Genomic DNA, 25,649 nt, shown 5'->3' on the forward strand with positions numbered 1-25,649 from the left:
TCTTGGCCGCGCGCCGCAAAGCCACGACGCAAATCTCGCGGCTGGCGCGTCGTGCCGGCGGCACGGCGGTTGCGAACCGCATGGTGCCGGAGGAGACGCCGGTCGCGTTCTCCTATGCCGGCACCACCCATGCGGTGATGATGGCGAGCCCGGCCGATTTCGAGGATTTCGCGCTCGGCTTCTCGCTCACCGAAGGCATCGTTGCCGACCCGGCAGAGATCGAGGCGATCGAAGTCGAGGATCTCGGCGCCGGCATCGACATCCAGATCAAGCTGAAGGACCGGGCCAACACGCGCTTCCAGGCGCGACGGCGCCGGCTTGCCGGGCCGGTCGGCTGCGGCCTGTGCGGCATCGAATCCATCGAGGAAGCGATGCGGTCGGTCGACGCGGTCGGTTCGTCGAAGCTTACGCTCGACGCCGAAGACGTCACGCGTTCGGTCAAGCTGCTGTCGAAGCAGCAGCCGCTGCACACCGAGACCGGGGCGGTGCATGCTGCCGGCTTCTACGTTCCCGGCAAAGGTATCGTGATGGCGCGCGAGGATGTCGGCCGCCACAATGCGCTGGACAAGCTCGCCGGCGCGCTGGCCAAAGCCGGCATCGACGGCGCGAGCGGCGCCGTCGTGGTGACCTCGCGCGTGTCGGTTGAGATGGTGCAGAAAACAGCCGCCATCGGTGCTCCGGTCATCATGGCGGTTTCGGCGCCGACCGCGCTTGCCATCCGGACCGCCGAGTCCGCCGGTATGACGCTGGTAGCGCTGGTGCGCGGCGACGATTTCGATATTTTCACCCACCCCGAACGGGTGGCTTCCGGAGTTGCAAAGCATGTCGCATGACGAGGATCACATCGCCAGCACCAAGGAAAAGCTGGTGCGCATGGCCAACCAGATCGCCACCTTCTTCCATTCGAAGCCGCGCGAGGAAGGCATTACCGGCGTTGCCGAGCACATCAACAAATTCTGGGAGCCCAGGATGCGGCGGCAGTTCTTCGAGCTGCTGGACGGCGACCCGGAAGATTTCGACGAGCTGGTGATCGCCGCCTCCGCCAAGATCAAGCGTCCGCTAACGGCGGAGCAGGCCGACAAGAGCCTCGGTTACAGCAAGCCTGCGGAGGCCGAGGACGCCATTCCGCACAAGTAGGGCCTCGAGGCCGCATCGGCGCCAAAGGTCTTAGTATTTCCGCTCTCTAAAGTTTCGCTGCCGCAAGCCGGCTGCCTCTGCTATGGTTGACGACAGGAGATCGTCTGGCCGGGCGGGGTAGTTGCGTGAGGCCGATCGAGACCAGATATGCCCGTAGCGGGGACGTGCGGATCGCCTATCAGGTGGTCGGCCAGGGCTCGTTCGATCTCGTCTTCGTCCCCGGCTTTATCTCCAATCTCGACCTACAATGGGAAGACGAGGGTTACAGCCGCCTGCTTAAGCGGCTTTCGGCTTTCTCACGCCTGATTCTGTTCGACAAACGCGGCACCGGGCTTTCGGACCGAGTGGACAACCGTCATCTGCCCGGCCTGGAAACCCGCATGGATGACGTGCGCGCGGTGATGGACGCCACCGGCAGCGGCCGCGCGGCGATCCTCGGCGCTTCGGAAGGCGCACCGATGGCGATGCTGTTTGCCGCGACCTATCCGGAGCGGACGCGGGCACTCGTGCTCTATGGCGGTTATGCGCATTTCCACAAATGGGTAATGCCGCAGGAGCGCCTGGAAGCCTTCATCGAGATTGCCGAGACTTGCTGGGGCACCGGCGCGACCTTGCCCAATTTCGCGCCAGGCCGCGTGGATGACACGCATTTCGCCCGGTGGTGGGCACGGTTCGAACGGCTGTCGGCCGGCCCGACGGCCGCGGCAGCCCTTGCCCGCATGAATGCAGACATCGACGTGCGCGGCATTCTGTCCGCGATCAGCGCGCCGACGCTGCTGATCCATCGCCGCAATGACGCGCGCGTCGATCCGGAGGCCAGCCGCTTCCTTGCCACGAAGATTCGCGGCGCCCGGCTTGCTGAGATACCCGGCCGCGACCATCCGATCTGGACCGGGGACGTCGACCGGGTGGCCGACCTGATCGAGGAGTGCCTGACCGGCCAGCCGGCGGTGGCCGGCACCGAGCGGGTGCTTGCCGCGCTGCTGGTGACGCGCATCTTCGACACCGCCAAGCTGGGCGACCGCATGTGGAGCGAGCGCAGCCAACGCTTCCAGGAAACATGGCGGCTGCTGGTGGGCCGCCATGGTGGGCGGATTGCCGGCACGCATGGCGAATTGATGATCTCTCGTTTCGACGGGCCGGCGCGCGCCATACGCTGCGCAGCGGCGCTGCGCGATGCGGCGCAGCAGATCGGCGTGGCAAGCGGGCAAGGCGTGCATGTCGGCGAGATCGAAATGCGCGGCCAGCCGGTCGGCCTCACGGCGCGGGTGACCATGCAGCTCGCCACCCATGCCGGACCCGGCGACATCCTCGCCTCGCGGCTGGTCGCCGAACTGGCGATAGGCTCCGGCCTGCGTTTCATCGACGCCGGACTTGTCAGTCTCGCCGAGCTGAGCGAGCCGCTGCCGGTGGTCCAGGCCACGTCTGAACAACATCTGGAACCGGCCTGCCGCTCCAGGCCCAGGGCCCTGCAGCCAGCAACACTGACGGCGCGGGAAAGCGAGGTGGTGAACCTGATTGCCGACGGCATGAGCAATGCGGCGATCGCCGCCGAGCTGAGGCTCAGCGAGCATACGGTCAAGCGGCACGTCGCCAACATATTGCTCAAGCTGGACCTGCCGTCGCGCGCTGCTGCGGCGGCCTTCTCGGCAAGGCACACTGGCCCGGACGGGCCATGAGTGCCATGGCGCTTTCGGGCGAAGCGAAAGGGGGGTCTCTAGGACTATGAATTCTTCCCATGCAGGCCAAGCGCCGGGTGGACTCGTCACCTTCAAGAAGCAGACCGACGACCTGTTCGCGGCCGCCACGGCCAATTCGCAACGAGAAATTCCCGCCCCGGCAGTAATCGTCGGGGAGCGCTTCGCACATCTACCGCCCAAGACGATGGGCACATGGAGGATAAAATGCTGACCAAGACAGTGGACGGCGCGGCGATCAAGAAAGCGATCGAGGCCCGTGACGGCAAGATGCTGGCGAGCTTCTACAATGACGATGCGCTGGTGCGGGTGATCGACCGCAACAACCCGCCGAGCAAGCCGCGCGAAATCCGCGGCCGCGCGGCGATCAGCACCTTCTGGGACGACATCTGCAGCCGGGCGATGACCCACAAGGTCGACGCCACGATCGCCGAGGGCGACAATCTCGCCTTCACCCAGGCCTGCGCCTATCCCGACGGCACCAAGGTGTTCTGCGCCGCGATGCTCGAATTGAAGAACGGCCGCATCGCGCGGCAGACGGTCGTGCAGGCCTGGGACGAGTAGCTCAAGAACGGATTCATCTGCAAAACAGGGAGGAGAACCAAGATGTTCAGCGCCAGATGGCAGATCGACGCCAAGTTCGGTCACAAGCAGACCGCGCTCGAGCTGATGCGGAAATGGGAGCGCGAGATCGGCTCGCAGGTCGGGCTCGCCGACCTGAAATTCCAGCTCATGACCGGTTCAGTCGGCGCACGCGAAGCGACGATCGAGACCCACCACCAGGTCGAGAGCCTGGCCCAGTTGGAGGAGTTCTTCGCCAAGATCGCTAAGATCGACGCGCACGCCAAATGGGGCAAGGAGCTGGAGCCCTATGTCGTGTCGGGCACCAGCCTGTGGAACATCTACCGCATCGTCGAGTAGCGGCCTGCGTGGCCGACCTCTCCCACAAGTGGGAGAGGTAGAGGACTTACCCGTGCGCCACCATCACATGGCGGACGGCGGTGTAGTCCTCCAGCGCGTAGAGCGACATGTCCTTGCCGTAACCGGACTGCTTCAGGCCGCCATGCGGCATCTCGTTGGTGAGCATGAAGTGGGTGTTGATCCAGGTGCAGCCATATTGCAGCCGGGCCGCGGTCGTCATGGCGCGCGAGACGTCCCTGGTCCACACCGACGATGCCAGGCCGTAGTCACTGTCATTCGCCCAGTTCACCGCCTCGTCGACCTCCGAGAAGCGGGTGACCGAGACGACCGGGCCGAACACCTCGCGGCGCACGATCTCGTCTTCCTGCAACGCTCCGGCGACGACCGTCGGCTGGTAGTAGAAGCCGGAGCCCTCGCCCGGCTTGCCGCCGGTGGTGATCTCGATGTGCTTCAATTCCGAAGCGCGCTCGACGAAGCTCGACACGCGGTCGCGCTGGCGGCGCGAGATCAGCGGCCCGATCTCGTTCTCGGTGTCGTCGGGCAGATTGTATTTGATGGTCGACGCCGCCGAGGAGAGGTCGGCGACGAGCTTGTCGTAGATCTTCTTGCCGGCATAGATGCGGCAGGCGGCGGTGCAGTCCTGGCCGGCATTGTAGTAGCCGAAGGCGCGCAGGCCGTTGACGACTGCGCCGAGATCGGCATCGTCGAATACGACGACCGGCGCCTTGCCGCCGAGCTCGAGATGCGTGCGCTTGACCGACTTGGCGGCCGCCTGCAGCACTTTCTTCCCGGTGGCGACGTCGCCGGTGATCGAGATCATGTTGACCTTGGGATGATTGATCAGCGTGTTGCCGACGCTGTCGCCGCGGCCGAGGACGACATTGACGACGCCCTCGGGCAGGATCTCCGACAGGATCCTCGCCAGCTTCAGCGCCGTCAGCGGCGTCTGCTCCGATGGCTTGAAGACGACGGTGTTGCCGCCGCCGATCGCCGGCGCCAGCTTCCAGGCCATCATCATCAGCGGATAGTTCCAGGGCGCGATGGAGGCGACAATGCCGATCGGATCGCGCCGCACCATCGAGGTGTGGCCGGGCAGATACTCGCCCGCGACCTGGCCTGGCATCGAGCGCACCGCGCCGGCGAAGAAGCGGTAGCAATCGACGATCGCCGGGATCTCGTCATTGAGCACGGCGTTGATCGGCTTGCCGCAATTCAGCGCCTCGAGCGCGGCGAACTCATTCGCTTCGGCCTCGATGCGATCGGCGATCTTCAGCAGATAGCCGGAGCGCTGCGCCGGCGTGGTGCGCGACCAATTGACGAACGCTTGTTCGGCGGCACTGACAGCCGCCTCGATCTGCGCCGGACTTGCTTCCGGCAGGTTGAGGATGGTCGCGCCGGTCTTCGGATTGAGGATCGGCTCCTCGATTTCGGTGCCCTTGTCGAATTTCGAGCCGATCAGCATCTGGGTGTCCATGGGGGTTTCTCCCTTCGCAGTAGCGAGTAGCGAGTTGCGTGCAGCGAGTTGCGAATGGCGGGCAGGGTTCGCGATCGATTTTCCCTATTCGCTATTGGCTAATCCCTATTCGCTGTTTTCATTTGCCCGAGCCGGCGATCTGGTCGCCGTCGCGGGTCAGGTAATAGGCAAAGAGGATCGGCAGCAGCGTCACCAGCACGACGACCATGGCGACGACATTGGTGACCGGACGCTGCCGCGGTCTGATCAGCTCCTCCAGCATCCAGATCGGCACAGTCTGCTGCTGGCCGGCGGTGAAGGTGGTGACGATGACCTCGTCGAAGGACAGCGCAAAGGCCAACATGCCGCCGGCAAGCAGCGCGGTTGCAATGTTGGGCAGCACGACATGCCTAAACGTCTGAAAACCGTCGGCGCCGAGATCCATCGAGGCCTCGATCATCGAGCCTGAGGTGCGGCGAAAACGGGCGACGGCATTGTTGTAGACGACGACCACGCAGAAAGTGGCGTGGCCGAGCACGATCGTCCAGAACGAGAACGGGATGTCGGCGAGCGCAAAAGCCGAGCGCAGCGCGATGCCGGTGATGATGCCGGGCAGCGCGATCGGCAGGATGACGAGCAATGAAATCGCCTCGCGGCCGAAGAAGCGCGTCCGCGAAACCGCAGCGGCGCAGAGCGTGCCAAGAACCAGTGCGATTGCGGTCGAAATGGCGGCGACGCGGATCGACAGCGACAGCGCCTCCCAGACATCCGGCCTGTTCCAGGTGACGGCGAACCATTGCGTGGTCAAGCCGGGCGGCGGCCACACAAAACTCTTCTCTTCGGTGGTGAAGGCATAGACGAAGATCAAAAGGATCGGCAGGTGCAGGAAGAGCAGGCCGCAGGCGGCGGCGATCTTCAGCCCGAGCGGAGCGGATTGGCCGCGATCAGAGCGCATCGAAAGCTCCCATGCGCTTGGCGCCCCACAGATAGAAGCCCATGATGACGATGGGCACCACGGTGAAGGCGGCGGCTAAAGGAATATTGCCGGCGGTGCCTTGCTGCGAATAGACGGCCTGGCCGATGAACAGGCGCGAGGTGCCGATGATCTGCGGGATGATGTAGTCGCCCAATGTCAGCGAGAAGGTGAAGATCGAGCCAGCGACGATGCCCGGCAGCGCCAGCGGGAAGAGCACGTTGCGGAAGGTTTGGCCGGGCGAGGCGCCGAGATCGGACGAGGCCTCGACGAGGTTGCCGGGAACGCGTTCCAGCGCCGCCTGCACAGGCAGGATCATGAACGGCAGCCAGACATAGACGAAGACGATGAAGGTCCCGGTGAAGGAGACCGACAGCGAGTTGCCGCCGACGATCGGCAACGACAGCCAGGCATCGAGCAGCCACAGCAGGCCGAGCTTGCCTAACAGCCAGGTGAGAATGCCTTCCTTGGCGAGGATCAGCTTCCAGGCGTAGATCTTGACCAGATAGCTCGACCAGAGCGGCAGCATGACGCCGAGATAGAACAGCGCCTTCCAGCGGCCGCGCGCATAGCGCGCCGCGTAATAGGCGATGGGGAACGCGATGACCGCGGAGGCGAGCGTCACGAGCGCCGCCATCGTCACCGTGCGCAGGATGATGTCGAGATTGGCGGCCTGGAACAGGTCGCCATAGGTCTTCAGCGTGAACTCGCGGTTGATCAGGCCGGAGAACTCGTCGATCGAGAAAAAGCTCTGCAAAAGCAGCGCGAAAAGCGAGCCTATATAGACGATGCCCAGCCACAGAAGCGGCGGCAGCAGCATGAGCAGCAAGAGAAGTATCGGCCGGCGCCATAAAAGGTCGGAGAGCGCCCCGCGCATGCCGCCGTTGCCGGGCAGGATGGCGGGCACAGGCTTGGATTGAAGAGCGGCGATTGTCATCGAGCCGCACCGACGATCAGATCAACGGCGGCAAGGCCGAGATCCTTCACACCCAGCTCTGACCCGGCCATCTCCCCGCGAGGAGGGAGGTCAGCAGCTCGTCTGCCCCGCCAGTTCTGCAACGCCGAAGATTGGCGAAGCGAGTGGCGACAGCCAATCTCCCCCCTTGCGCGGGAGATGTCCGGCAGGACAGAGGAGGGTGCTTTGCACAAACCGCAATCATGCCGACTCGTCCATCAGATGCAGGTGCTCGCGGTTGAAGGTGAGCATCACCGCCTCGCCTTCGGCAGGGAGCGCGGTCCCCGCCGGCACCATGGCATGCAGCCTCAGCCCATCGGCATCGAGCGCCAGCCTTGTGGTGGCGCCGAGATAGTTGGTCCCGACCAGACGCGCGGCAACGCCATCGCCGCTCGTGGCGCCCGATACGCGGATGGATTCAGGCCTGAGGCTGCCCCAGCGATGCTGGCCGGAATAGCGCTGCACGAAATCCGGCGGCAGCACGTTGGACGAGCCGACGAAATCGGCGACGAAGCGCGTCCTCGGCCGCTGGTAAATGTCCTCCGGCGTGCCGACCTGCATGATTCTGCCGTCGTTGAAGACGGCAACACGGTCGGCCATGGAAAGCGCTTCGCCCTGGTCGTGAGTGACGAAGACGAAGGTGATGCCGAGCACCTTCTGCAGCGACTTCAGTTCCTCCTGCATGTTCTCGCGCAGCTTGAGGTCAAGCGCGCCGAGCGGCTCGTCGAGCAGCAGCACCTTGGGCTGGTTGACGAGCGCCCGGGCAAGCGCGACGCGCTGTCGTTGGCCGCCGGAGAGTTGGCCGGGGCGCCGGGCCCCATAGCCCGGCAGGCGTACCAGCGAGAGCGCCTCTTCCGCCGCCTTCAGCCGTTCGACCCTGCCGACGCCCTTGACCATCAGCCCGTAAGCGACGTTGTCGAGCACGTTCAGATGCGGGAACAGCGCGTAGTCCTGGAATACGGTGTTGACGTTGCGGCGATAGGGCGGAACGCCTTCGGCCCGCTCGCCGAAGATGGAGATCGAGCCGGCCGTCGGCTGCTCGAAGCCGGCGATCAAACGCAGGCAGGTCGTCTTGCCGGAACCGGACGGCCCGAGCATGGCGAAGAACTCGCCCGGCGCGATGTCGAGATCGACCGCATCGACGGCGCGCACGCTGCCGAAATGGCGCGAGACTTGTTTGAAGGAAACGGCGGAGGTCATGATCTGTCCTGAAGGTTCAGGCTCTCAAATTCGGGCGTCTGTGCTGCCCCTCGTCCGCCTGCCGGCACCTTCTCCGCGTGAAAGACGGGGAGAAGGGACAAACTCCAGCGCTGGCGCCCCCTCTCCCCGTTCTTCACGGGGAGAGGGTAAGGGTGAGGGGCAGCGCCAACTTCTAAAGGCCAGGCGAACTCACCGCCCGCCGATGACGCCGATATAGTCCGACACCCAGCGGTAATAGGGCACGCACTTGTCATTCTGGCTGGCGCATTTCGAGATCGGCGTCTTCCAGAACTTGATCTTCTCGAAATTGTCGTAACCGTTGGTCTTGCAGCCCTCGTCGCCGAGCAGTTCATTGCCCTTGCAGGCGGCGGGCACGACCGGCAGCGAGCCGAACCAGGACGACACATCGCCCTGGACCTTGGGCGAGAGCGAGTGCTCGAGCCACATATAGGCGCAGTTCGGATGGGCGGCGTCGGCTTCCATCATGGTGGTGTCGGCCCAGCCGGTCACGCCCTCCTCCGGCACGGTCGAGGCGACCGGCTTCTTGGCGGCGATCAGCGTGTTCACCTGATACGGCCACGAGCCGGAGGCGACGACGCCTTCGTTCTGGAAATCGTCGACCTGGATCGCGGCGTCATGCCAGTAGCGGCCGACCAGGGTGCGCTGGGTGCGCAGCAGATCGAGCGCCGCCTTGTACTGGTCTTCGCTGAGCTCGTACGGATCCTTGATGCCCAGTTCCGGCTTGTGGAACATCAGGTAGTTGGCGGCATCGGCAATATGGATCGGGCCGTCATAGGCCTGGACACGACCCTTGTTCGACTTGCCGTCGGGCAGCTTCATCTCCTCGAAAACGACGTTCCAGCTCTTGGGCGCTTCCTTGAAGACCGTGGTGTTGTACATCAAGATGTTCGGGCCCCACTGGTAGGGCACGCCGTAATGCACCTTGTCGACGGTGAACCAGGGCGCGTCCTTGAGACGGTCGTCGACCGTCTTCCAGCTCTTGATGAGGTCGGTGTTGATCGGCTGCACGCGCTTGCCGGCGACGAGGCGCAGCGAAGCATCACCAGAAGCCGTCACCAGGTCGAAGCCGCCTTCGTTCATCAGCGAGACCATCTCGTCCGACGTATTGGCGGTCTTGACGTTGACCTTGCAGCCGGTCTCCTTCTCGAAGGCGGTCACCCAGTCGTAGTTCTTGTCGGTCTCGCCCCGCTCGATATAGCCCGGCCAGGCGACGATATTCAGTTCGCCCTCGCCCTTGCCGACTTCCTTGACCTGGGCGATCGCCTGACCCGAGAAGGTCAGCGCAACCGTCAACGCCGTGCATGACTTCAGGAATGCATTCATCATCGATCTCCCATTTTGGCGCATGACCCCGAAACCGATCCGGTTTTCAACAAGGATCACACGCAAACCTGAACGCCAGAGTTCCCATCACCCCGGCAGCCGCGCTCCCGAGCGGCTTTGTTCCCTGAGCGAAAAGTGCTGTGAAAATTCCGGTTTCGCAAATCCATTTATCAGAAAGCCGATATCGGATTTTCCGATACTCTTTCCGACGCCATTCCGGACGGAAGGTTGCGGCGAAGTGGCCGAGCCCAACCGTTCACACTTTGCTGGAATTGCTCTGATCAGAGCCGCTGCCGGACCATGCGCTGCGATTGGGCAAGTCCGATGAAGTCACGGGCGGCCTGCGGCAGGCTGGAACCGCGGCGCCAAACCATGCCGACCTGGACGACCGGAAGCGAGCCGGAGATATCGCGGGATTCGATGCGGTCGCCTTCCAGCGACCAGGGACGATAGACGAGATCTGGCAGCAGCGCCACGCCGGCGCCGGTGGCGACGAGGCTGCGCACGGCCTCGACGGAGCGGGTGCGGAAGGCGACATGCGGTCTCGCACCGAGCGCCGACAGCAGCTTGCCGGTGTTCTCCTCGATCTCGTCGACGGTCAGCATGATCAGCGGTTCGGAAGCGATGTCGCCGATCGAGATAATGTCGGCGCTGGCGAGCTTGTGGCTGAGCGGCAGCCAGAGCCGATAGGCCGAGACTTCGAGGATTTCCGACTGCAGCGCGGTGCGATCGCGCAAATTCGACGTGACCATGACGGCGATGTCGAGCTTGCCGCCGACCAGCAGGTGCTCGAGATAGTCGCCATTGTCCTCGATCGCCGAGACTTCGACGCTCGGATAGGCGCGGCGGTAGCGAGCCAGCAGATCGGAGAGCACGTAGCCGGCAACAAGCGAGGTGACGCCGAGCTGCAGCCGCCCGCCCGCGGTGAGTTGATCGCCGAGGAAAGCGCGGCGCGCATCGGAAACGTCGGCCAGGATTTTCGTCGCGTGGCGCAGGAACTGGTGCCCCTTATGCGTGATGTTGAGGCCGCGCGGGTGGCGGTCGAACAGCTCGACGCCGAGATCGCTCTCCAGCTCCTTGATCGCCTCGGTGACCGAGGATTGCGAGATGGAGAGGTTCTGCGCGGCGCCCGAGACCGTGCCTTGCTCGGCGACGGCGACGAAGAACTGGAGCTGGCGGATGGTGAAGGCCATGACCCGACTAAACACCGGCGCGGCCGGGAAGGAAAGCCGTTGGCGCATCCGGCGCTAGGCCGTCGCAATGCTGAGACGCGCGCCGGCCTGGCTGAGCGCGGCGGCGATGTCGCGCGGCGGCGGCTGGTCGGTGGCAAGCTCGGAGAAACCGTCGAAGCCGCAGACCTGAACCAGGCCCTGCCGGCCGAACTTGGTATGGTCGGTGACGACCAGCGTGCGTTGCCCGCGCGACAACACCATGCGGGCGAATTCCGCCTCCTCCAGCTCGTAGTCGGTCAGGCCGGCGACGGCGTCGACCGCGCCGATGGAGATCACCGCGTGGCTGACCGAGAAGCGGCTTACGAATTCGATCGCCGCGACTCCGAGGGCCGCGCCTGAATCGCTGCGCAGCTCGCCGCCGGCCATATAGACCTTGTTGCCGTTCACCGTCGCCAGCGTACGGGCGATGTCGGACGAATTGGTGACCACCGTCAGGCGGCGATGGCCGAGCAGTTCGCGCGCCAGGAAGGACGTGGTGGTGCCGGTGTCGAGCATGATGGACTCGCCGTCGCGGATGGTGGCCGCGACCATGCGGGCAATCAGACGCTTTGCTTCGGCATTCTCGCGCATGCGGCGCTCGAACGGCGCCTCGCCTGTCATAGAGCGCAGGCTGACGGCGCCATGCATCTTGAGCAATGCTCCGTCATCCGTCAGCGGTTTCACGTCGCGCCTGACCGTCTCCAGCGACACGCCCAGGCGCTCGGCCAGGCTGGCGATGGTGATCGTGCCCTCCTCACCGAGGAGCCGCAGGATCTCGCCGTGGCGTTTCGAGTGGATCATGTGGATGTCCGGGATTTTGACCGATTCTACGGCATTCCTAACGCTTTTAAAGGAATTGCTCATATTTTCGGGCAAAACACCCAAAAAAGGTCACAGCTTTTTATTGACAGCAACATCACGCTGGCGTGAGATTGTTGTCGTGACAGGCTCGGAACTGCCACAGGAGGGTGATGGCAGAGCCGCAATCGACTGACCAGATTTTCTGGAACGTGCCTGACGCGAGCTTTTTTCGAATCCGCGGGGGCGGATGCCGGGATCCTAAGCCTGGCCAAGGGGCTCGTCGGTGTGGTGAGGGATATCAGTCCCGGCATCCCGCACCGACGAGGCCTTTCTTTTTTCTCTCATGGCTTTGTGAGAGACCGGCGCTTTGTCGTAAGCCGGCCGAAGCAGGACCGAACCCGTGAGCGCCGCCGTAACCACCGAAGACCGCATCCGCGCTCTGCCCTGCTGGAGCGGCGGCATCGAGATCGAGCCGCTGCCGGGCGGCCTCAGCAACGCCAACTATGTCGTTACCGACGCCGCCGGCCGGCACGTGGTGCGCTTCGGCCAGGACTTCCCGTTCCACCATGTCTTTCGCGAGCGCGAGGTGATGACGGCGCGCGCGGCGCATGCGGCCGGCTTCGCGCCGGCCGTGCACTACGCCGAGCCCGGAATTCTGGTGACCCAGTTTCTCGGCGCCAGGACCTTCCTTGCCGAGGATGTGCGCGCCGATCTCGGCCGCGTGGCGGCGCTGCTGCGGCGCTTTCACCGCGAGATGCCGAACCACGTCTCCGGCGCCGGTTTCATGTTCTGGGTCTTTCATGTCATCCGCGACTATGCGCGCACGCTCGAGGAAGGTGGCAGCCGCAAGAAGGACGAGCTGCCGCGCTATCTCGCTTTAGCCGACGAGCTCGAACGGGCGCAGAAGCTTTTGCCGATCGTCTTCGGCCACAATGATCTTTTGCCGGCCAACATCCTCGACGACGGCAAGCGGCTGTGGCTGATCGATTTCGAATATGCCGGCTTCAACACGGCCATGTTCGACCTGGCCGGGGCCGCCTCGAATGCGGGCATGAGCGACGAGGAATCCTTCGCCTTCCTGACCGCCTATTTCATGAAGGAGCCGGACAGCGAGATCCGCCGCTCGCACGCGGCCATGCAATGCGCCTCGCTGCTGCGCGAGGCAATGTGGAGCATGGTCTCCGAGATTTATCTCGACGCGCCCGGCATCGATTACGTCGCCTATACCGAAGAGAACCTGGTGCGGCTCGACGCTGCACTGGAAAACTACCGGACGAGATACGGGACAAGATCATGACTTTGCCCAGCCATGCCGGGATCGTGGTCATCGGCGGCGGCATCATCGGCTGCTCGACCGCCTATCATTTGGCGCGCGACCACAAGGCCGACGTGGTGCTGCTGGAGCAAGGCAAGCTGACCTCGGGCTCGACCTGGCACGCGGCCGGACTGGTCGGGCAGCTGCGCTCGTCGGCCTCGATAACCCGCGTGCTCAAATATTCCGTCGAGCTCTATAAGGGGCTCGAGGCCGAAACGGGACTGGCGACCGGCTGGAAAATGACCGGGTGCCTCAGGCTCGCCACCAACGCCGATCGCTGGACCGAGTTCAAGCGATTGGCGACGACGGCAAAAAGCTTCGGCATGGACATGCAGCTGCTGTCGCCCGCCGAGGTGAAGCGCATGTGGCCGCTGATGGAAACCGGCGACCTCGTCGGCGCCTCCTGGCTGCCGACCGACGGTCAGGCCAGCCCCTCCGATATCACGCAATCGCTCGCCAAGGGCGCGCGCATGCATGGCGCAAAACTGTTCGAGGACGCGCGCGTCACCGGATTCGAGATGACGGGCGGACGCATCACCGCGGTGAAGACCGAAAAGGGCGACATTGCCTGCGACAGAGTGGTGAACTGCGCTGGGCAATGGGCAAGGCAGGTCGGCGCGATGGCCGGCATCAACGTGCCGCTGCAGCCGGTCAAGCACCAGTACATCATCACCGAGAAGATCGAAGGGCTGGCCAACGACGCGCCGACAATCCGCGACCCCGACCGCCGCACCTATTTCAAGGAAGAGGTCGGCGGGCTGGTGATGGGCGGCTATGAGCCGAACCCGCAGGCCTGGACGACTGAGCTCCCCGGGGGCGACGTGCCCAACGACTGGGAGTTCCGCCTGTTCGATGATGATTACGACCACTTCGAGCAGCATATGGCGCAGGCGATCGAGCGGGTGCCGGCGCTGGCCAATGTCGGCGTGAAGCAAATGATCAACGGGCCGGAGAGCTTTACCCCGGACGGCAATTTCATCCTTGGTGTCGCGCCCGAATGCGCCAACATGTTCGTCGGCGCCGGCTTCAACGCCTTCGGCATCGCGTCCGGCGGCGGCGCCGGCTGGGTGCTGGCGCAATGGGTGGTCGACGGCGAGGCGCCGCTCGACCTCTGGGTGGTCGACATCAGGCGTTTTTCCAACCTGCACCGCGACCGGCAATGGGTCTGCGACCGCACGCTCGAGGCCTATGGCAAGCACTACACCATCGGCTTCCCGCATGAGGAATATCTCTCGGGCCGGCCGCGCATCGTCTCGCCGCTCTATGAGCGGCTGAGAGAGCACCGCGCCGTGTTCGGCTCGAAGCTCGGCTGGGAGCGGCCGAACTGGTTCGCGCCCGACGGCGTAGAGCCGGAAGACGTCTATTCAATGGGCCGGCAGAACTGGTTCGAGGCGGTCGGCGAGGAACATCGGCATGTGCGCGAGAAAGTCGGCATCTTCGACCAATCCTCCTTTGCCAAATATGAGATGACCGGGGCCGATGCGCTGAGGGCGCTCGACTGGATCTGCGCCAACGACATCAACAAGCCGGTCGGCCGGCTGACCTATACGCAGCTTCTCAACACGCGCGGCGGCATCGAAGCAGACCTCACGGTGGCACGGCTCGGCGAGGACAGGTTCTACATCGTCACCGGCACCGGTTTCCGCACGCATGATTTTTCGTGGATCGGCGACCATCTCGGCCAGGGACTCGACGCGGCGCTCAAAGACGTGACCGAGGATTTCGGCACGCTGTCGCTGATGGGGCCACGTGCCCGCGACGTGCTGTCGGCGGTAACGGGTGCGGATGTCTCCAACGCCGCCTTCCCCTTCGGCCACGCGCGCGAGATCGACATCGCCGGCCACACCGTGCGGGCGCTGCGGGTGACCTATGTCGGCGAGCTCGGCTGGGAGTTGCATGTGCCGATCGCCGCGACGGGCGAGATTTTTGATGCCCTGATGGCAGCCGGGAAACAGCATGGCATCCGCCCGGTCGGCTACAGGGCGCTGGAATCGCTGCGGCTGGAAAAGGGCTATCGCGCCTGGGGGGCGGACATCACGCCGAACGACACGCCGCAGGAAGCGGGCCTGGGCTGGGCGGTGAAGCTCAGGAAGAACAACGACTTCATCGGGCGGCGGGCGCTGGAGAAGGCGGCCGGCCAGCCGCTGGCAAAACGTTTTGCCGGCTTCACGGTCGACGATCCGGACGTCGTCCTGGCCGGACGCGAGACGATCCTGCGCAACGGCCAACCGGTCGGCTATCTCACCAGCGGCGGCTATGGCTATACGGTGGAGAAGAACATCGGCTATGGCTATGTGCGCAACGCCGATGGCGTCAGCGACGACTTCCTCGCCTCCGGCGCCTATGAACTGGTGGTGGCGATGGAGTGCACGCCGGCAAAGATCCATCTCGAGCCGATGTACGATCCGGCCGGAGAGAAGATAAAGGCTTAAGCGAGGAAAGCGGTCAGCCGACGCGCAGCACGAGGCCTCTGCTTGGCACCGCATCGCCCTCGCCGGGCATCGACGCGTAAGGCCGTGTCTCTTCAAGCCGGGTTATGACGTCCTCCGCTTCGAGCACGGCGATCCGCTCGGCAAAGCCGGCCTGCCAGAGCGTGTTCTTGATCGTCAGCACGATGATGCCGCCTGGACGGCAGATGCGGATCAGCTCGTCCAGCCCCTCGACGCCGACATGGCCGGAGGTGAAGACGCCGGCCGAGACGATGCCGGCGTAGGCGCCATCAGCGAATGGCAAGGCGCCGCCCAGCGCCAGACGATGCAGCGCCGTGTAGACGCCCTTGGCGCCGGCCTTGTCCAGCATGCCTTGCGAGATGTCGAGCGCCTCGACACGTGGATAGCCTGTGATGGCGAGCCATTCGCCGAGCAGCCCGGTGCCGGCGCCGGCGTCGAGCACGGGTTCCGCGCCGCGCGGCAGATGGCGGGCAAGCAGGGCCAGGCAGATGGTCGGATGGCGATAGCCGGCCGCCGACATATCGGCGTCGTAAGTTTCGGCCCAGCTATCGTAGATTGCGGCCACTTCGTCCGGCCGTGTTGCGGCATAGGCCGCGCTTAGCGCGCTGTTGTGCTTGCCGTCCGCCATTGCCGCTCCCGCCGCCGATTCGTGTCGGCCATGGTAGCCAAGCGGCAAAAACTGTGGAACCGTTCCGCCATAAACATGGCGTGATGGTTAAGGGGGTGACGATGGAAGAGGCGCGCGCGGCGCTGGCCGCCATTCCGGCGCTTGCCAGGTATAAGGGTCCGCTGGAGCGGCTGGGCGGCCTTACCAACCGTGTCTACAAGGCCGGCGAGGTCTGCCTGCGCATTCCCGGCAAGGGCACGGAGGAATATATCAACCGCGCCAACGAGGCGGTGGCGGCGCGCGAGGCGGCCAAGGCCGGCGTCAGCCCGGAGGTGCTTTTTGCCGACCCGCATCCGCGCCGGGCGAGCCGGCTGTCGCCGGCAGGGAAGTCCGGCGCGCGCGGGCGCAGCCTTCCGAAAGCTGCATTCGTCCGGCGCGGTCTTCCCCTTCCGCTTCGAGCTGTTTGCGATGATCGACGACTATCTGAAAGTGCTGTCGACCAAGGATGTGGTCCTGCCGCCCGGCTACCACGACGTGGTGCGCGAGGCGGGCAGCGTGCGCGAAGCATTGGTCACGCACCCGATCCAGCTTGCTGCCTGCCACTGCGATCCGCTCTGCGAAAACTTTCTCGATACCGGGGAGCGGATGTGGATCGTCGACTGGGAGTACTCCGGCATGAACGATCCGTTGTGGGATCTCGGCGACCTCTCGGTCGAAGGCAAGTTCGACGCCGGCCAGGATGAAGAGATGATGCGCGCCTATTTCGGCGGCGACGCAAGGCCGGCCGAGCGCGGCCGCGTCGTCATCTACAAGGCCATGTGCGACCTGCTCTGGACGCTTTGGGGACTTATCCAGCTCGCCAACGACAACCCGGTCGACAATTTCCGCGCCTATGCGGACGGACGCTTCGCCCGCTGCAAGGCGCTGATGGAGACGCCGGAGTTTTCACGGCACCTCGCCGCAATACGAAAGGGCTAATTGACGCCCTTCGGCACATTCTCGGGCGGCACGACGGTCTCGACCACCTTCTGGCGATGGAAGATGAAGATGCCGGCGAGCACAACGATGGCCGAGCCGGCGAGTATCCGCGGGCTCGGCACATCGCCGAAGAAGACCAGGCCGAAGACAATGGCCCACAGGAGCAGGCTGTAATGCAGCGGCGCCAGCGTTGACGCCGGCGCCAGCTTCAGCGCGCGGGTGATCATCAGATGGGCGGCGCAGGAGACAATGCCGAGCAAAAGCATGGCGCCGAAATCGAGCGCCGACGGCGTACGCCAGGCGCCGATGGTCAGAACGCCGCCGACAATCAACGTGCCGATGGTCTGCCAGGTGACCAGCGTCGTGTCACTGGTTCCGCGCAAACGCCGGCCGAGAATGATGGCGAAGCCGAAGGCAATGCTGCCGATCAGCGCATAGGCCGATGACAGCGAAAACGCGGCCGACGATGGCTTCAGGATAATCAGCACACCGCAGAAGCCGACCAGGATCGCCAGCCAGCGCCGCCAGCCGACCTTCTCGCCGAGCAGGAGATGCGAGAGCGCGGCGACATAGATCGGTCCGGCCATGTAGAAGCTCATCACGTCCGCGAGCGGCAGATAGACGACCGCGGCATAGAACAGCCCGGTGTCAAGCGTGGTCGCCGCGACGCGCAGGACCTGCAGCACCGGCCTTTCCACCTGAAAAAGCTTGCCCGCGCCCTGGTTGGCGATCATCGGCCCGAGCACCAAGAAGGCGCCGATGGAGCGAACCAGCACCACTTGGCCGACCGAGAAGGAAGCGACCAGCCATTTGCCCATCGCGTCGTTCAGCGCGAACATGAAGTCGCCGGCCAGCATCAAGAGAATGCCGGCGAGCAGGACATTCTTGATCGTGAGATTGCGGGCGAGGAACTGGGCCATGCCCGGCTCCCTACTCGCAATCTGTCGCTTTGAGGAGGAAAATTCGAACGATCCGTAAGACCAGCGGCGGAAATCGGCTGGCGCTACGCGGATTTGTGCCTGCGGTTGACGCTCTCCGGCCGACCGGCAATCGACAGCCGCGTCTCCTGTCGGGTCCGTTCGGCTACCACCTTGCCCTTGGCGATGACACAGAGGCGCTCGGGGCGCAGGCGGACGGCCTCGATCGGATTGCCGGCGTCGAGCACGACAAGGCTCGCCCGCTTGCCGACGGCCAGACCGAGATGATCAAGCCCCATGATGGCGGCGTTGACGCTGGTGACCATGTCGAAGCAGCGCGTCATGTCGGCCGGGCTCGACATCTGCGCGACATGCAGGCCCATGAAGGCCACGTCGAGCATGTCCGCCGTGCCCAGCGAATACCATGGGTCGAGCACGCAGTCCTGGCCCCAGCCGACGCGGATGCCGAGCGCCAGCATCTCCTTCACGCGGGTCAGGCCGCGCCGCTTGGGGAAAGTATCGTGGCGCCCCTGCAGCATGATGTTGATCAGCGGATTGGGGATCGCAGAGACGCCGGCCTCGGCGATCAGCGGCAACAGCTTCGAGACGTAGTAATTGTCCATGGAATGCATCGAGGTGAGGTGCGAGCCCGCCACCCTACCCTGCAGGCCGAGGCGCTGCGTTTCATAGGCAAGCTGCTCGATGTGGCGCGAAAGCGGGTCGTCTGTCTCGTCGCAATGCATGTCGACCATCAGGCCGCGCTTCGCCGCAATCTCGCAGAGCTCCGTCACCGAGCGGGTGCCGTCGGCCATGCTGCGCTCGAAATGCGGGATGCCGCCGACGATGTCGACGCCCATATCCAGCGCCCGGATTGTGTTTTCGCGGGCCGTCGGCGAGCGATAAAACCCGTCCTGCGGAAAGGCGACCAGCTGCAGGTCGATATAGGGCGCGACCGTTTTCTTCACATCCAGCAGAGCTTCCACGGCAAGCAGCCGGTCGTCGCAGACATCGACATGGGTGCGGATGGCAAGCAGGCCCATCGACACCGCCCAGTCGCAATAGGCGAGCGCGCGGTCGCGCACCGCCTCATGCGTCAGGAGCGGCTTCAACTCGCCCCAGAGCGCAATCCCTTCGAGCAGCGTGCCCGAAGCGTTGATGCGCGGAATGCCATAGGAGAGCGTGGCGTCCATATGGAAATGCGGATCGACGAAGGGCGGCGAGACGAGATTGCCGCGCGCGTCGACCTCGCTCCGAGCTGCGCCTTGCAACTGAGGCTCGATCGCGGCGATGGTTTCGTCAGCGATGCCGATATCGGCGATCCTGCCGTCCGGCAGCGTGCCGCCGCGCACGATGAGGTCGAAATCCATGTCGTTATCCCTTTGGTAGAATCAGCGTTATCGTGATCGGAAAGGCGGCCCGCCGCAGCGGTTTCTTCCCTGCCGGCGTTTCCTCCGGCGCCAACTCGCTCTATAAGCCGCCTCTCGCCCCCGTGGCGAATCCGAAATTTGCTAAGCCAGACACAGGATCGGCCGTTTGTTTTTCTTCTTCCGCTCGACGGAGAACCAGCGCCTTGTCGCAAGGCTGGTACGAGAATCTTTCCGGGAGCATAAATTCGGCTATGGCGCGGCTATTGTGTCGATGCTGGTGGTGGCCGCCATGACGGGGGCCAGCGCATGGATCCTGAAGGAGATCACCAACGAATTCGTGGTCTACAAGAGAGCGGATCGCGTCAACCTGATCGCGGCCGCGGTCGCCGCTATCTTCGTCCTCAAGGGCCTGGCGACCTTCGTTCAGGCCTATTTCATGAGCCGGGTCGGCAATGCCATCATCGCCGATAGGCAGCGAAAGATCTATGACCGGATCCTGGCGCAAGGCATCGAATTCTACCATTCGACCTCGTCGTCCGACCTGATCACCCGCATGACCAACAACGCCCAAGCCGCGCGCAGCGTGCTCGACCTCGTCGTCACGTCCTATGTGCGCGATCTGGTGACGTTGATCGTGCTGGTCGCAGTGATGGTCTGGGAGCAGCCGGCGCTGTCGCTGATCTGCTTCGTCGTCGGACCGGTGGCGATCTACGGCGTCAACAGCATTCTCAAGCGCGTGCGCCAGATCGCCAAGATGGAATTCCGCTCGCTCGGCCAGATCGTGCATGTGATGCAGGAAACGGCAATCGGCGTGCGCGTCGTCAAATCCTTCAATCTCGAAGGCGCGATGCGCAAGCGCATGTACAAGGCCGTGTCGGACGTCCAGAACCGCGCCAACAACATCGCGACGCTCGAGGCAGCCACCAGCCCGGTGATGGAAACGCTTGCCGGTCTGGCGATTGCCGGCGCAGTCTTCATCAGCGGCTTCCTGGTGCTGCAGGGCGGCCAGATGCCGGGCAACATCATGGCCTTTATCGGGGCGCTGCTGCTCGCTTATGAGCCGGCAAAGCGGCTGGCGCGCGTGCGCATCTCGCTGGAGACCGGCATCGTCGGCGTGCGCATGATGTTCCAGCTTGCCGACCGGCCGCTGACGCTGGCCGAAAAGCCCGGCGCCAAGCCGCTGCAGCCGGGCCCGGGCGAAATCCGCTTCGACAATGTCAGCTTCGCCTATCCCGAGAGCCCGCCGGTTTTCGAACAGCTCAACCTGACCCTGGCGGCCGGCAAGATGACGGCGCTGGTCGGACCTTCCGGCGGCGGCAAGTCAACGATCCTCAACCTGATCATGCGCATGTACGACCCGCAAAGCGGCAAGATCATGTTCGACGGCCAGGACATCTCCCACGCCACGCTCGATTCACTCAGGCAGAAGATTGCCTATGTCAGCCAGGACACGTTCCTGTTCGCCGGCACCATCATGCACAACATACGCCTCGGGCGTCAGGACGCGACCGACGAGGAGGTGATCGCCGCGGCCAAGGCCGCCAACGCGCATCACTTCATCAGCGCCATGGCCAAGGGCTACGAGACGGAGGTGGGCGAGAACGGCTCGTTGCTGTCCGGCGGCCAGCGCCAGCGCATCTCGATCGCGCGCGCCATGCTGCGCAATGCCGAGATCCTGCTGCTCGACGAGGCGACCAGCGCGCTGGACGCCGAATCGGAAGCGCTGTTCCGCGACGCGCTGCAGCAACTCACAGTCGGGCGCACGACCATCGTCATCGCGCATCGGCTGTCAACGGTGCATCAGGCCGACACGATCGTGGTGCTGGAAAACGGCAAGGTGCTGGAAAGCGGCCCGCACAAGTCCCTGCTCAAACAGGGCGGACTCTATCAGAAGCTTTATGAATATCAGCTGATGCCGTGACGCCGGCGCTTACCCTCCCCGTTGTGGGGAGGGTCGCTGCGCAGCAGCGGGGTGGAGGTGCGGCGCCGACCGACCCGGACCTTCGGTCCGACCTCCCCACAGAGGGGCCCACAGGGGGAGGTAGGGGGGCGCTGCCCGACTTATTATTCCGGCACTTTCCTGACAGCACCTTTGTCGGCGCTGGTGGCGAAGGCGGCGTAGGCGCGCAGCGCCGTCGTCACCTTGCGCTTGCGCTTTTCCTCAGGCTTCCAGGCATCCGCGCCCTTGGCCGCCATAGCCTTGCGGCGGGCGTCGAGCTTGGCTTCGCTGACGGCGAGATGGATCTTGCGGTTCGGGATGTCGATCTCGATCGTGTCGCCTTCCTGAACCAGGCCGATCAGCCCGCCCTCGGCGGCTTCCGGCGAGACGTGGCCGATCGACAGACCCGACGTGCCGCCGGAGAAGCGGCCGTCGGTGATCAGCGCGCAGGCCTTGCCGAGGCCCTTCGACTTAAGATAGCTGGTCGGGTAGAGCATCTCCTGCATGCCGGGGCCGCCGCGCGGCCCCTCATAGCGGATGACGACGATGTCGCCCGCCTTGATCTCGTTGCCGAGGATCGCCTTGACGGAAGCGTCCTGGCTTTCGAAGACGCGGGCCGGACCGGTGAATTTCAGGATCGACTCGTCGACGCCGGCCGTCTTCACGATGCAGCCGTCGAGCGCCAGATTGCCCTTCAACACGGCGAGGCCGCCATCCTTCGAGAACGGCGTCTTGGCCGAGCGAATGACGCCCGTCTCGCGGTTCGTGTCGAGATCCTCCCAGCGGCGATCCTGGCTGAAGGCGACCTGCGTCGGCACGCCGCCGGGCGCTGCGCGGAAGAACTCGCGCACATTCTCTGCGGAAGTGCGGGCAATGTCCCAATGGTCGAGCGCTTCGCCCAGCGTTGCGGTGTGGACTGTCGGCAGATCGCGGTTGATCAGCCCGGCCTGGTCGAGCTGGCCGAGGATCGCCATGATGCCGCCGGCGCGATGAACATCCTCCATGTGCACGTCGGACTTGGCCGGCGCCACCTTGCAAAGCACCGGCACTTTGCGCGACAGCCGGTCGATATCCTCCATGGTGAAGTCGACCTCGCCCTCATGCGCGGCAGCCAGGATGTGCAGCACCGTGTTGGTCGAGCCGCCCATGGCGATGTCGAGGGCCATGGCATTCTCGAAGGCTCCCTTGGAGGCGATGCTGCGCGGCAGCGCACTGTCGTCCTCCTGCTCGTAATAGCGCTGCGCAAGATCGACGATCAGATGGCCTGCCTCGATGAACAGCCGCTTGCGATCGGCATGGGTGGCCAAAGTCGAGCCGTTGCCGGGCAGCGAGAGACCCAACGCTTCGGTCAGGCAGTTCATCGAGTTCGCCGTGAACATGCCCGAGCAGGAGCCGCAGGTCGGGCAGGCCGAGCGCTCGATCACCTTGACGTCCTCATCTGAAATTCGGTCGTCGGCCGCGGCCACCATGGCGTCGACGAGGTCGAGCGCCTGCGCCTTGCCGCCCAGCACCACCTTGCCGGCTTCCATCGGGCCGCCGGAGACGAAAACGGTCGGGATGTTGAGGCGCAGCGAGGCCATCAGCATGCCGGGCGTGATCTTGTCGCAGTTGGAGATGCAGACCATGGCGTCGGCGCAGTGCGCATTGACCATGTATTCGACGGAATCGGCGATCAGCTCGCGCGACGGGAGCGAATAGAGCATGCCGTCGTGACCCATGGCGATGCCGTCATCGACGGCGATGGTGTTGAACTCCTTGGCGACGCCGCCGGCCTTCTCGATCTCGCGCGCGACGAGCTGGCCGAGATCCTTCAGGTGCACATGGCCCGGGACGAACTGGGTGAAGGAATTGACCACCGCAATAATCGGCTTGCCGAAATCACTGTCCTTCATGCCGGTGGCACGCCACAGGCCACGGGCGCCGGCCATGTTGCGGCCATGGGTGGTGGTGCGGGAACGGTAGGCGGGCATCGGTATTTCCTTGATGGCTGGCGGCGCTCAAGCGTGGCGCGGCGGCGCTGTATTTCAGTCGGCAGCGGTTATAGCGGCCAAGGTCCGCCCTTGCCACAATTTTGCGCTGCGCCACGATTCTTCAGGAAATTTGAAAAATGCTGTCGGATCGTGCCGCGCCGAGCCGTCCTTGAGGCAGACGGCACGGAAGCCGCGCCAAATTCCCGGCGCGCCGTTTGATGATGGAGCCAACCTGAACAAGTCGGAGGAGCAAAATATGCAGAAGATCACCACCTTCCTTTGGTTCGACGGCCAGGCCGAGGAGGCTATGAACCACTACGTCGCCATCTTCAAGAATTCGAAGGTGCTTAGCGTCACGCGCTGGCCCAAGGGCCATCCCCAGGAAGGCCAGGTTCTGGTCGCCTCGTTCGAGCTCGACGGGGTACAGTTCCAAGCCCTCAACGGAGGGCCGCAATACAAGTTCACTGAGGCGATGTCGCTGTCGATCGACTGCAAAACGCAGGAAGAAGTCGATTATTTCTGGGCCAGACTCACCGAAGGCGGCGGCGAACCGGGGCGCTGCAGCTGGCTGAAGGACAAGTTCGGCGTTTCCTGGCAGGTCGTGCCGGAGCAGCTGCCGCGCCTGCTTCAGGACCCCGACAGAGCGAAGGCCGGGCGAGTGATGTCGGCGATGATGCAGATGGGCAAGATCGACATCGCCACGATCGAGGAAGCGGCGAAGGGGTGATTGCGCGTGAGTAGTGAACGGTGAATGGCGACTGGTGAGAATGCACGACTACTATTCACTATTCACTATCCACTATTCACCACAATCACGCCGCCTTGTCGCGGACCTGATAGTCCTTGACCGCGGCGAAGCGGATCGCTTTCCAGCGCTCGGCCTCGTAGTTGAGCGAGAAGGCGTGCTGGGCGAGGAAGACAGGATCGTTGTCGAGGTCGCGGGCGATGTCGCCGCGATGCGCCTCGATAAAGCGCTGCACATCCGCCCTGTCGTCGGCCGAGATCCAGCGGCAGACGGAGAAGCGCGACATCTCGAAATCCACCGGCAGCGTGTATTCGATGTTAAGCCGCTCCTTCAGAACATCGAGCTGCAGCGCGCCGACAACGCCGACGATGGCCGGCGAGCCGTCCTCAGGCGAGAACAGCTGCACGACGCCCTCCTCGGCCATCTGATGCAGCGCTTCCTTCAGCTTCTTGGCTTTCATCGCATCGCCGAGGCGGACACGGCGCAGGATTTCCGGCGCGAAGTTCGGCACGCCGCGGAACAGGATCTCCTCGCCCTCGGTCAGCGTGTCGCCGATGCGCAGCGTGCCGTGATTGGGAATGCCGACGACGTCGCCGGCGAAGGCCTCGTCGGCGGTGACGCGGGTGCGGGCGAAGAAGAATTGCGGCGCCGAGAGGCTCATCGGTTTGCCGGTGCGCACCAGCTTGGCTTTCATGCCGCGCTCCAGCTTGCCGGAGCAGACGCGGACGAACGCGATCCGGTCGCGATGGTTGGGGTCCATGTTGGCCTGGATCTTGAAGACGAAGGAGGTCATCTTCCCCTCGGTCGCCTCGACCGTGCGTTCATCGGCTGCCTGGGCCCGCGGCGGCGGCCCGTAGGCGCCGAGCGCCTCGATCAGGTCGCGCACTCCATAATTGCGCAGCGCCGAGCCGAAATAGACCGGCGTCAGATGGCCTTCGCGGAAGGCGTCTATGTCGAGAGGTCTGCACGCTTCCCGCGCGAGCTCCAGTTCCTCGATGAAGTCGTTGCGCTCGTTTTCCGGCAAAAGCCCGGCGACGCGGTTGGAATCCGGGCCGTTTACGGGCGTGCGCTCCTTCTCGTCATCGCTCCGGCGCACCGCGTTCTGCGCCAGGTGATAGGTGCCCGAAAAGGTCTTGCCGCGGCCGATCGGCCAGGTAACCGGTGCTGTGTCCAGCGCCAGCTTCTGCTCGATCTCGTCGAGGATTTCGAACGGATCGCGGCTCTCGCGGTCCATCTTGTTGACAAAGGTGATGATCGGGATGTCGCGCAGCCGGCAGACCTCGAACAGTTTCAGCGTGCGCGGCTCGATGCCCTTGGCGGCGTCGATGACCATGACGGCCGAATCCACCGCAGAGAGCGTGCGGTAGGTGTCGTCGGCGAAATCCTCATGGCCGGGCGTGTCGAGCAGGTTGAAGACGTTGTCGTCATATTCGAAGGTCATCACCGAGGTGACGACCGAGATGCCGCGCTCGCGCTCGATCTTCATCCAGTCGGACCGGGTCTGGATGCGATCTTTCTTGGCCTTGACCTCGCCGGCAAGCTGGATGGCACCGCCGAACAGAAGCAGCTTTTCGGTGAGCGTGGTCTTGCCGGCATCGGGGTGGGCGATGATCGCGAAAGTGCGGCGGCGCGATACCGCCTGTTCGATGTCTTCTGCCAATTTTTGGAA

The 25,649-nt window shown here is 64.3% G+C and carries 22 protein-coding genes and 1 pseudogene; 11 read left to right on the plus strand and 12 right to left on the minus strand.

Annotated elements, in window-relative coordinates; genetic code table 11:
• Positions 1-2: 2 nt before the first annotated feature.
• The 5 genes from fdhD (at position 3) to EJ078_RS12320 (ending at position 3,755) form a co-directional block, all read left to right on the plus strand.
• On the plus strand, positions 3-833 hold the full coding sequence (gene fdhD, locus EJ078_RS12300; protein ID WP_067324374.1) for a formate dehydrogenase accessory sulfurtransferase FdhD: 831 nt from the start codon (positions 3-5) through the stop codon (positions 831-833).
• Positions 823-1,137, plus strand: coding sequence for a formate dehydrogenase subunit delta (locus EJ078_RS12305; RefSeq protein WP_127214950.1), 315 nt, complete (start codon positions 823-825; stop codon positions 1,135-1,137). The genes fdhD and EJ078_RS12305 overlap by 11 nt, the downstream gene beginning before the upstream one ends.
• A 125-nt stretch (positions 1,138-1,262) precedes the next feature.
• Positions 1,263-2,816 carry an alpha/beta fold hydrolase gene (locus tag EJ078_RS12310; RefSeq protein ID WP_127214949.1) on the plus strand — a complete coding sequence of 518 codons (1,554 nt, stop codon included), beginning with the start codon at positions 1,263-1,265 and terminating at the stop codon, positions 2,814-2,816.
• Positions 2,817-3,041: 225 nt separating this feature from the next.
• Positions 3,042-3,398 carry a nuclear transport factor 2 family protein gene (locus EJ078_RS12315; RefSeq protein ID WP_095777614.1) on the plus strand — a complete coding sequence of 119 codons (357 nt, stop codon included), beginning with the start codon at positions 3,042-3,044 and terminating at the stop codon, positions 3,396-3,398.
• A 42-nt stretch (positions 3,399-3,440) separates the two neighbouring features.
• Positions 3,441-3,755: a hypothetical protein gene (locus tag EJ078_RS12320; RefSeq protein ID WP_095777575.1), complete on the plus strand. Its 315-nt coding sequence runs from the start codon at positions 3,441-3,443 to the stop codon at positions 3,753-3,755.
• A 46-nt stretch (positions 3,756-3,801) separates the two neighbouring features.
• Here the strand turns inward: EJ078_RS12320 and EJ078_RS12325 are convergent, their stop codons facing one another.
• The 7 genes from EJ078_RS12325 to EJ078_RS12355 form a co-directional block, all read right to left on the minus strand.
• Positions 3,802-5,229 carry a gamma-aminobutyraldehyde dehydrogenase gene (locus tag EJ078_RS12325; protein WP_095777576.1) on the minus strand — a complete coding sequence of 476 codons (1,428 nt, stop codon included), beginning with the start codon at positions 5,227-5,229 and terminating at the stop codon, positions 3,802-3,804.
• A 118-nt stretch (positions 5,230-5,347) separates the two neighbouring features.
• Entirely contained in the window at positions 5,348-6,163 is an 816-nt protein-coding gene (locus EJ078_RS12330; protein WP_067003601.1) for an ABC transporter permease, read from the minus strand.
• Positions 6,153-7,058 carry an ABC transporter permease gene (locus EJ078_RS12335; RefSeq protein ID WP_176477564.1) on the minus strand — a complete coding sequence of 302 codons (906 nt, stop codon included), beginning with the start codon at positions 7,056-7,058 and terminating at the stop codon, positions 6,153-6,155. The genes EJ078_RS12330 and EJ078_RS12335 overlap by 11 nt, the downstream gene beginning before the upstream one ends.
• A 279-nt stretch (positions 7,059-7,337) precedes the next feature.
• Positions 7,338-8,336: an ABC transporter ATP-binding protein gene (locus tag EJ078_RS12340; RefSeq protein WP_067003595.1), complete on the minus strand. Its 999-nt coding sequence runs from the start codon at positions 8,334-8,336 to the stop codon at positions 7,338-7,340.
• A 189-nt stretch (positions 8,337-8,525) separates the two neighbouring features.
• Entirely contained in the window at positions 8,526-9,680 is a 1,155-nt protein-coding gene (locus EJ078_RS12345) for an ABC transporter substrate-binding protein (protein ID WP_127403212.1), read from the minus strand.
• 281 nt (positions 9,681-9,961) lie between these two features.
• On the minus strand, positions 9,962-10,873 hold the full coding sequence (locus EJ078_RS12350; RefSeq protein ID WP_067003593.1) for a LysR substrate-binding domain-containing protein: 912 nt from the start codon (positions 10,871-10,873) through the stop codon (positions 9,962-9,964).
• A 54-nt stretch (positions 10,874-10,927) separates the two neighbouring features.
• Positions 10,928-11,692 (minus strand): DeoR/GlpR family DNA-binding transcription regulator, encoded by a 765-nt coding sequence (locus EJ078_RS12355; RefSeq protein ID WP_095799264.1) that lies wholly within the window; start codon positions 11,690-11,692, stop codon positions 10,928-10,930.
• 4 nt (positions 11,693-11,696) lie between these two features.
• Between EJ078_RS12355 and EJ078_RS12360 the strand changes: the two genes are divergently transcribed.
• The 3 genes from EJ078_RS12360 to EJ078_RS12370 all read left to right on the plus strand — a co-directional run bounded on the left by EJ078_RS12360 (position 11,697) and on the right by EJ078_RS12370 (position 15,439).
• On the plus strand, positions 11,697-11,885 hold the full coding sequence (locus tag EJ078_RS12360) for a hypothetical protein (protein WP_127214944.1): 189 nt from the start codon (positions 11,697-11,699) through the stop codon (positions 11,883-11,885).
• A gap of 207 nt (positions 11,886-12,092) precedes the next feature.
• Positions 12,093-12,989 (plus strand): phosphotransferase family protein, encoded by an 897-nt coding sequence (locus EJ078_RS12365; RefSeq protein WP_095824288.1) that lies wholly within the window; start codon positions 12,093-12,095, stop codon positions 12,987-12,989.
• Positions 12,986-15,439, plus strand: coding sequence for an FAD-dependent oxidoreductase (locus tag EJ078_RS12370; RefSeq protein WP_127215014.1), 2,454 nt, complete (start codon positions 12,986-12,988; stop codon positions 15,437-15,439). The genes EJ078_RS12365 and EJ078_RS12370 overlap by 4 nt, the downstream gene beginning before the upstream one ends.
• 13 nt (positions 15,440-15,452) lie before the next feature.
• Here the strand turns inward: EJ078_RS12370 and EJ078_RS12375 are convergent, their stop codons facing one another.
• Positions 15,453-16,085: a class I SAM-dependent methyltransferase gene (locus EJ078_RS12375; RefSeq protein ID WP_127215013.1), complete on the minus strand. Its 633-nt coding sequence runs from the start codon at positions 16,083-16,085 to the stop codon at positions 15,453-15,455.
• Positions 16,086-16,180: 95 nt separating this feature from the next.
• Here EJ078_RS12375 and EJ078_RS12380 point away from each other — a divergent pair.
• A pseudogene (locus tag EJ078_RS12380) lies at positions 16,181-17,042 on the plus strand (phosphotransferase family protein).
• On the opposite strand, the gene EJ078_RS12385 reads toward EJ078_RS12380, so the two are convergent.
• Both EJ078_RS12385 and EJ078_RS12390 read right to left on the minus strand, forming a co-directional pair.
• Positions 17,039-17,962, minus strand: a complete 924-nt coding sequence (locus EJ078_RS12385) for a DMT family transporter (RefSeq protein WP_067003583.1) — start codon at positions 17,960-17,962, stop codon at positions 17,039-17,041. The pseudogene EJ078_RS12380 and the gene EJ078_RS12385 overlap by 4 nt on opposite strands.
• A gap of 83 nt (positions 17,963-18,045) precedes the next feature.
• A complete protein-coding gene (locus EJ078_RS12390; RefSeq protein WP_127215012.1) occupies positions 18,046-19,326 on the minus strand; it encodes an amidohydrolase family protein in 1,281 nt (426 codons plus the stop codon).
• A 166-nt stretch (positions 19,327-19,492) separates the two neighbouring features.
• Between EJ078_RS12390 and EJ078_RS12395 the strand changes: the two genes are divergently transcribed.
• Entirely contained in the window at positions 19,493-21,247 is a 1,755-nt protein-coding gene (locus EJ078_RS12395; RefSeq protein WP_127215011.1) for an ABC transporter ATP-binding protein, read from the plus strand.
• Between the two features lie 143 nt (positions 21,248-21,390).
• On the opposite strand, the gene ilvD is transcribed toward EJ078_RS12395, so the two are convergent.
• Complete coding sequence (gene ilvD / locus EJ078_RS12400) at positions 21,391-23,235, minus strand: dihydroxy-acid dehydratase (RefSeq protein ID WP_127403208.1); 1,845 nt, start codon at positions 23,233-23,235, stop codon at positions 21,391-21,393.
• Positions 23,236-23,491: 256 nt separating this feature from the next.
• On the opposite strand from ilvD, the gene EJ078_RS12405 reads away from it, so the two are divergent.
• Entirely contained in the window at positions 23,492-23,962 is a 471-nt protein-coding gene (locus EJ078_RS12405) for a VOC family protein (protein WP_067324344.1), read from the plus strand.
• An 85-nt stretch (positions 23,963-24,047) separates the two neighbouring features.
• Here EJ078_RS12405 and EJ078_RS12410 read toward each other — a convergent pair whose 3' ends face one another.
• Positions 24,048-25,640, minus strand: coding sequence for a peptide chain release factor 3 (locus EJ078_RS12410; RefSeq protein ID WP_095780207.1), 1,593 nt, complete (start codon positions 25,638-25,640; stop codon positions 24,048-24,050).
• Positions 25,641-25,649: the final 9 nt, after the last annotated feature.

It is taken from the genome of Mesorhizobium sp. M1A.F.Ca.IN.022.06.1.1 (genome assembly GCF_003952605.1).
GTDB lineage: Bacteria > Pseudomonadota > Alphaproteobacteria > Rhizobiales > Rhizobiaceae > Mesorhizobium.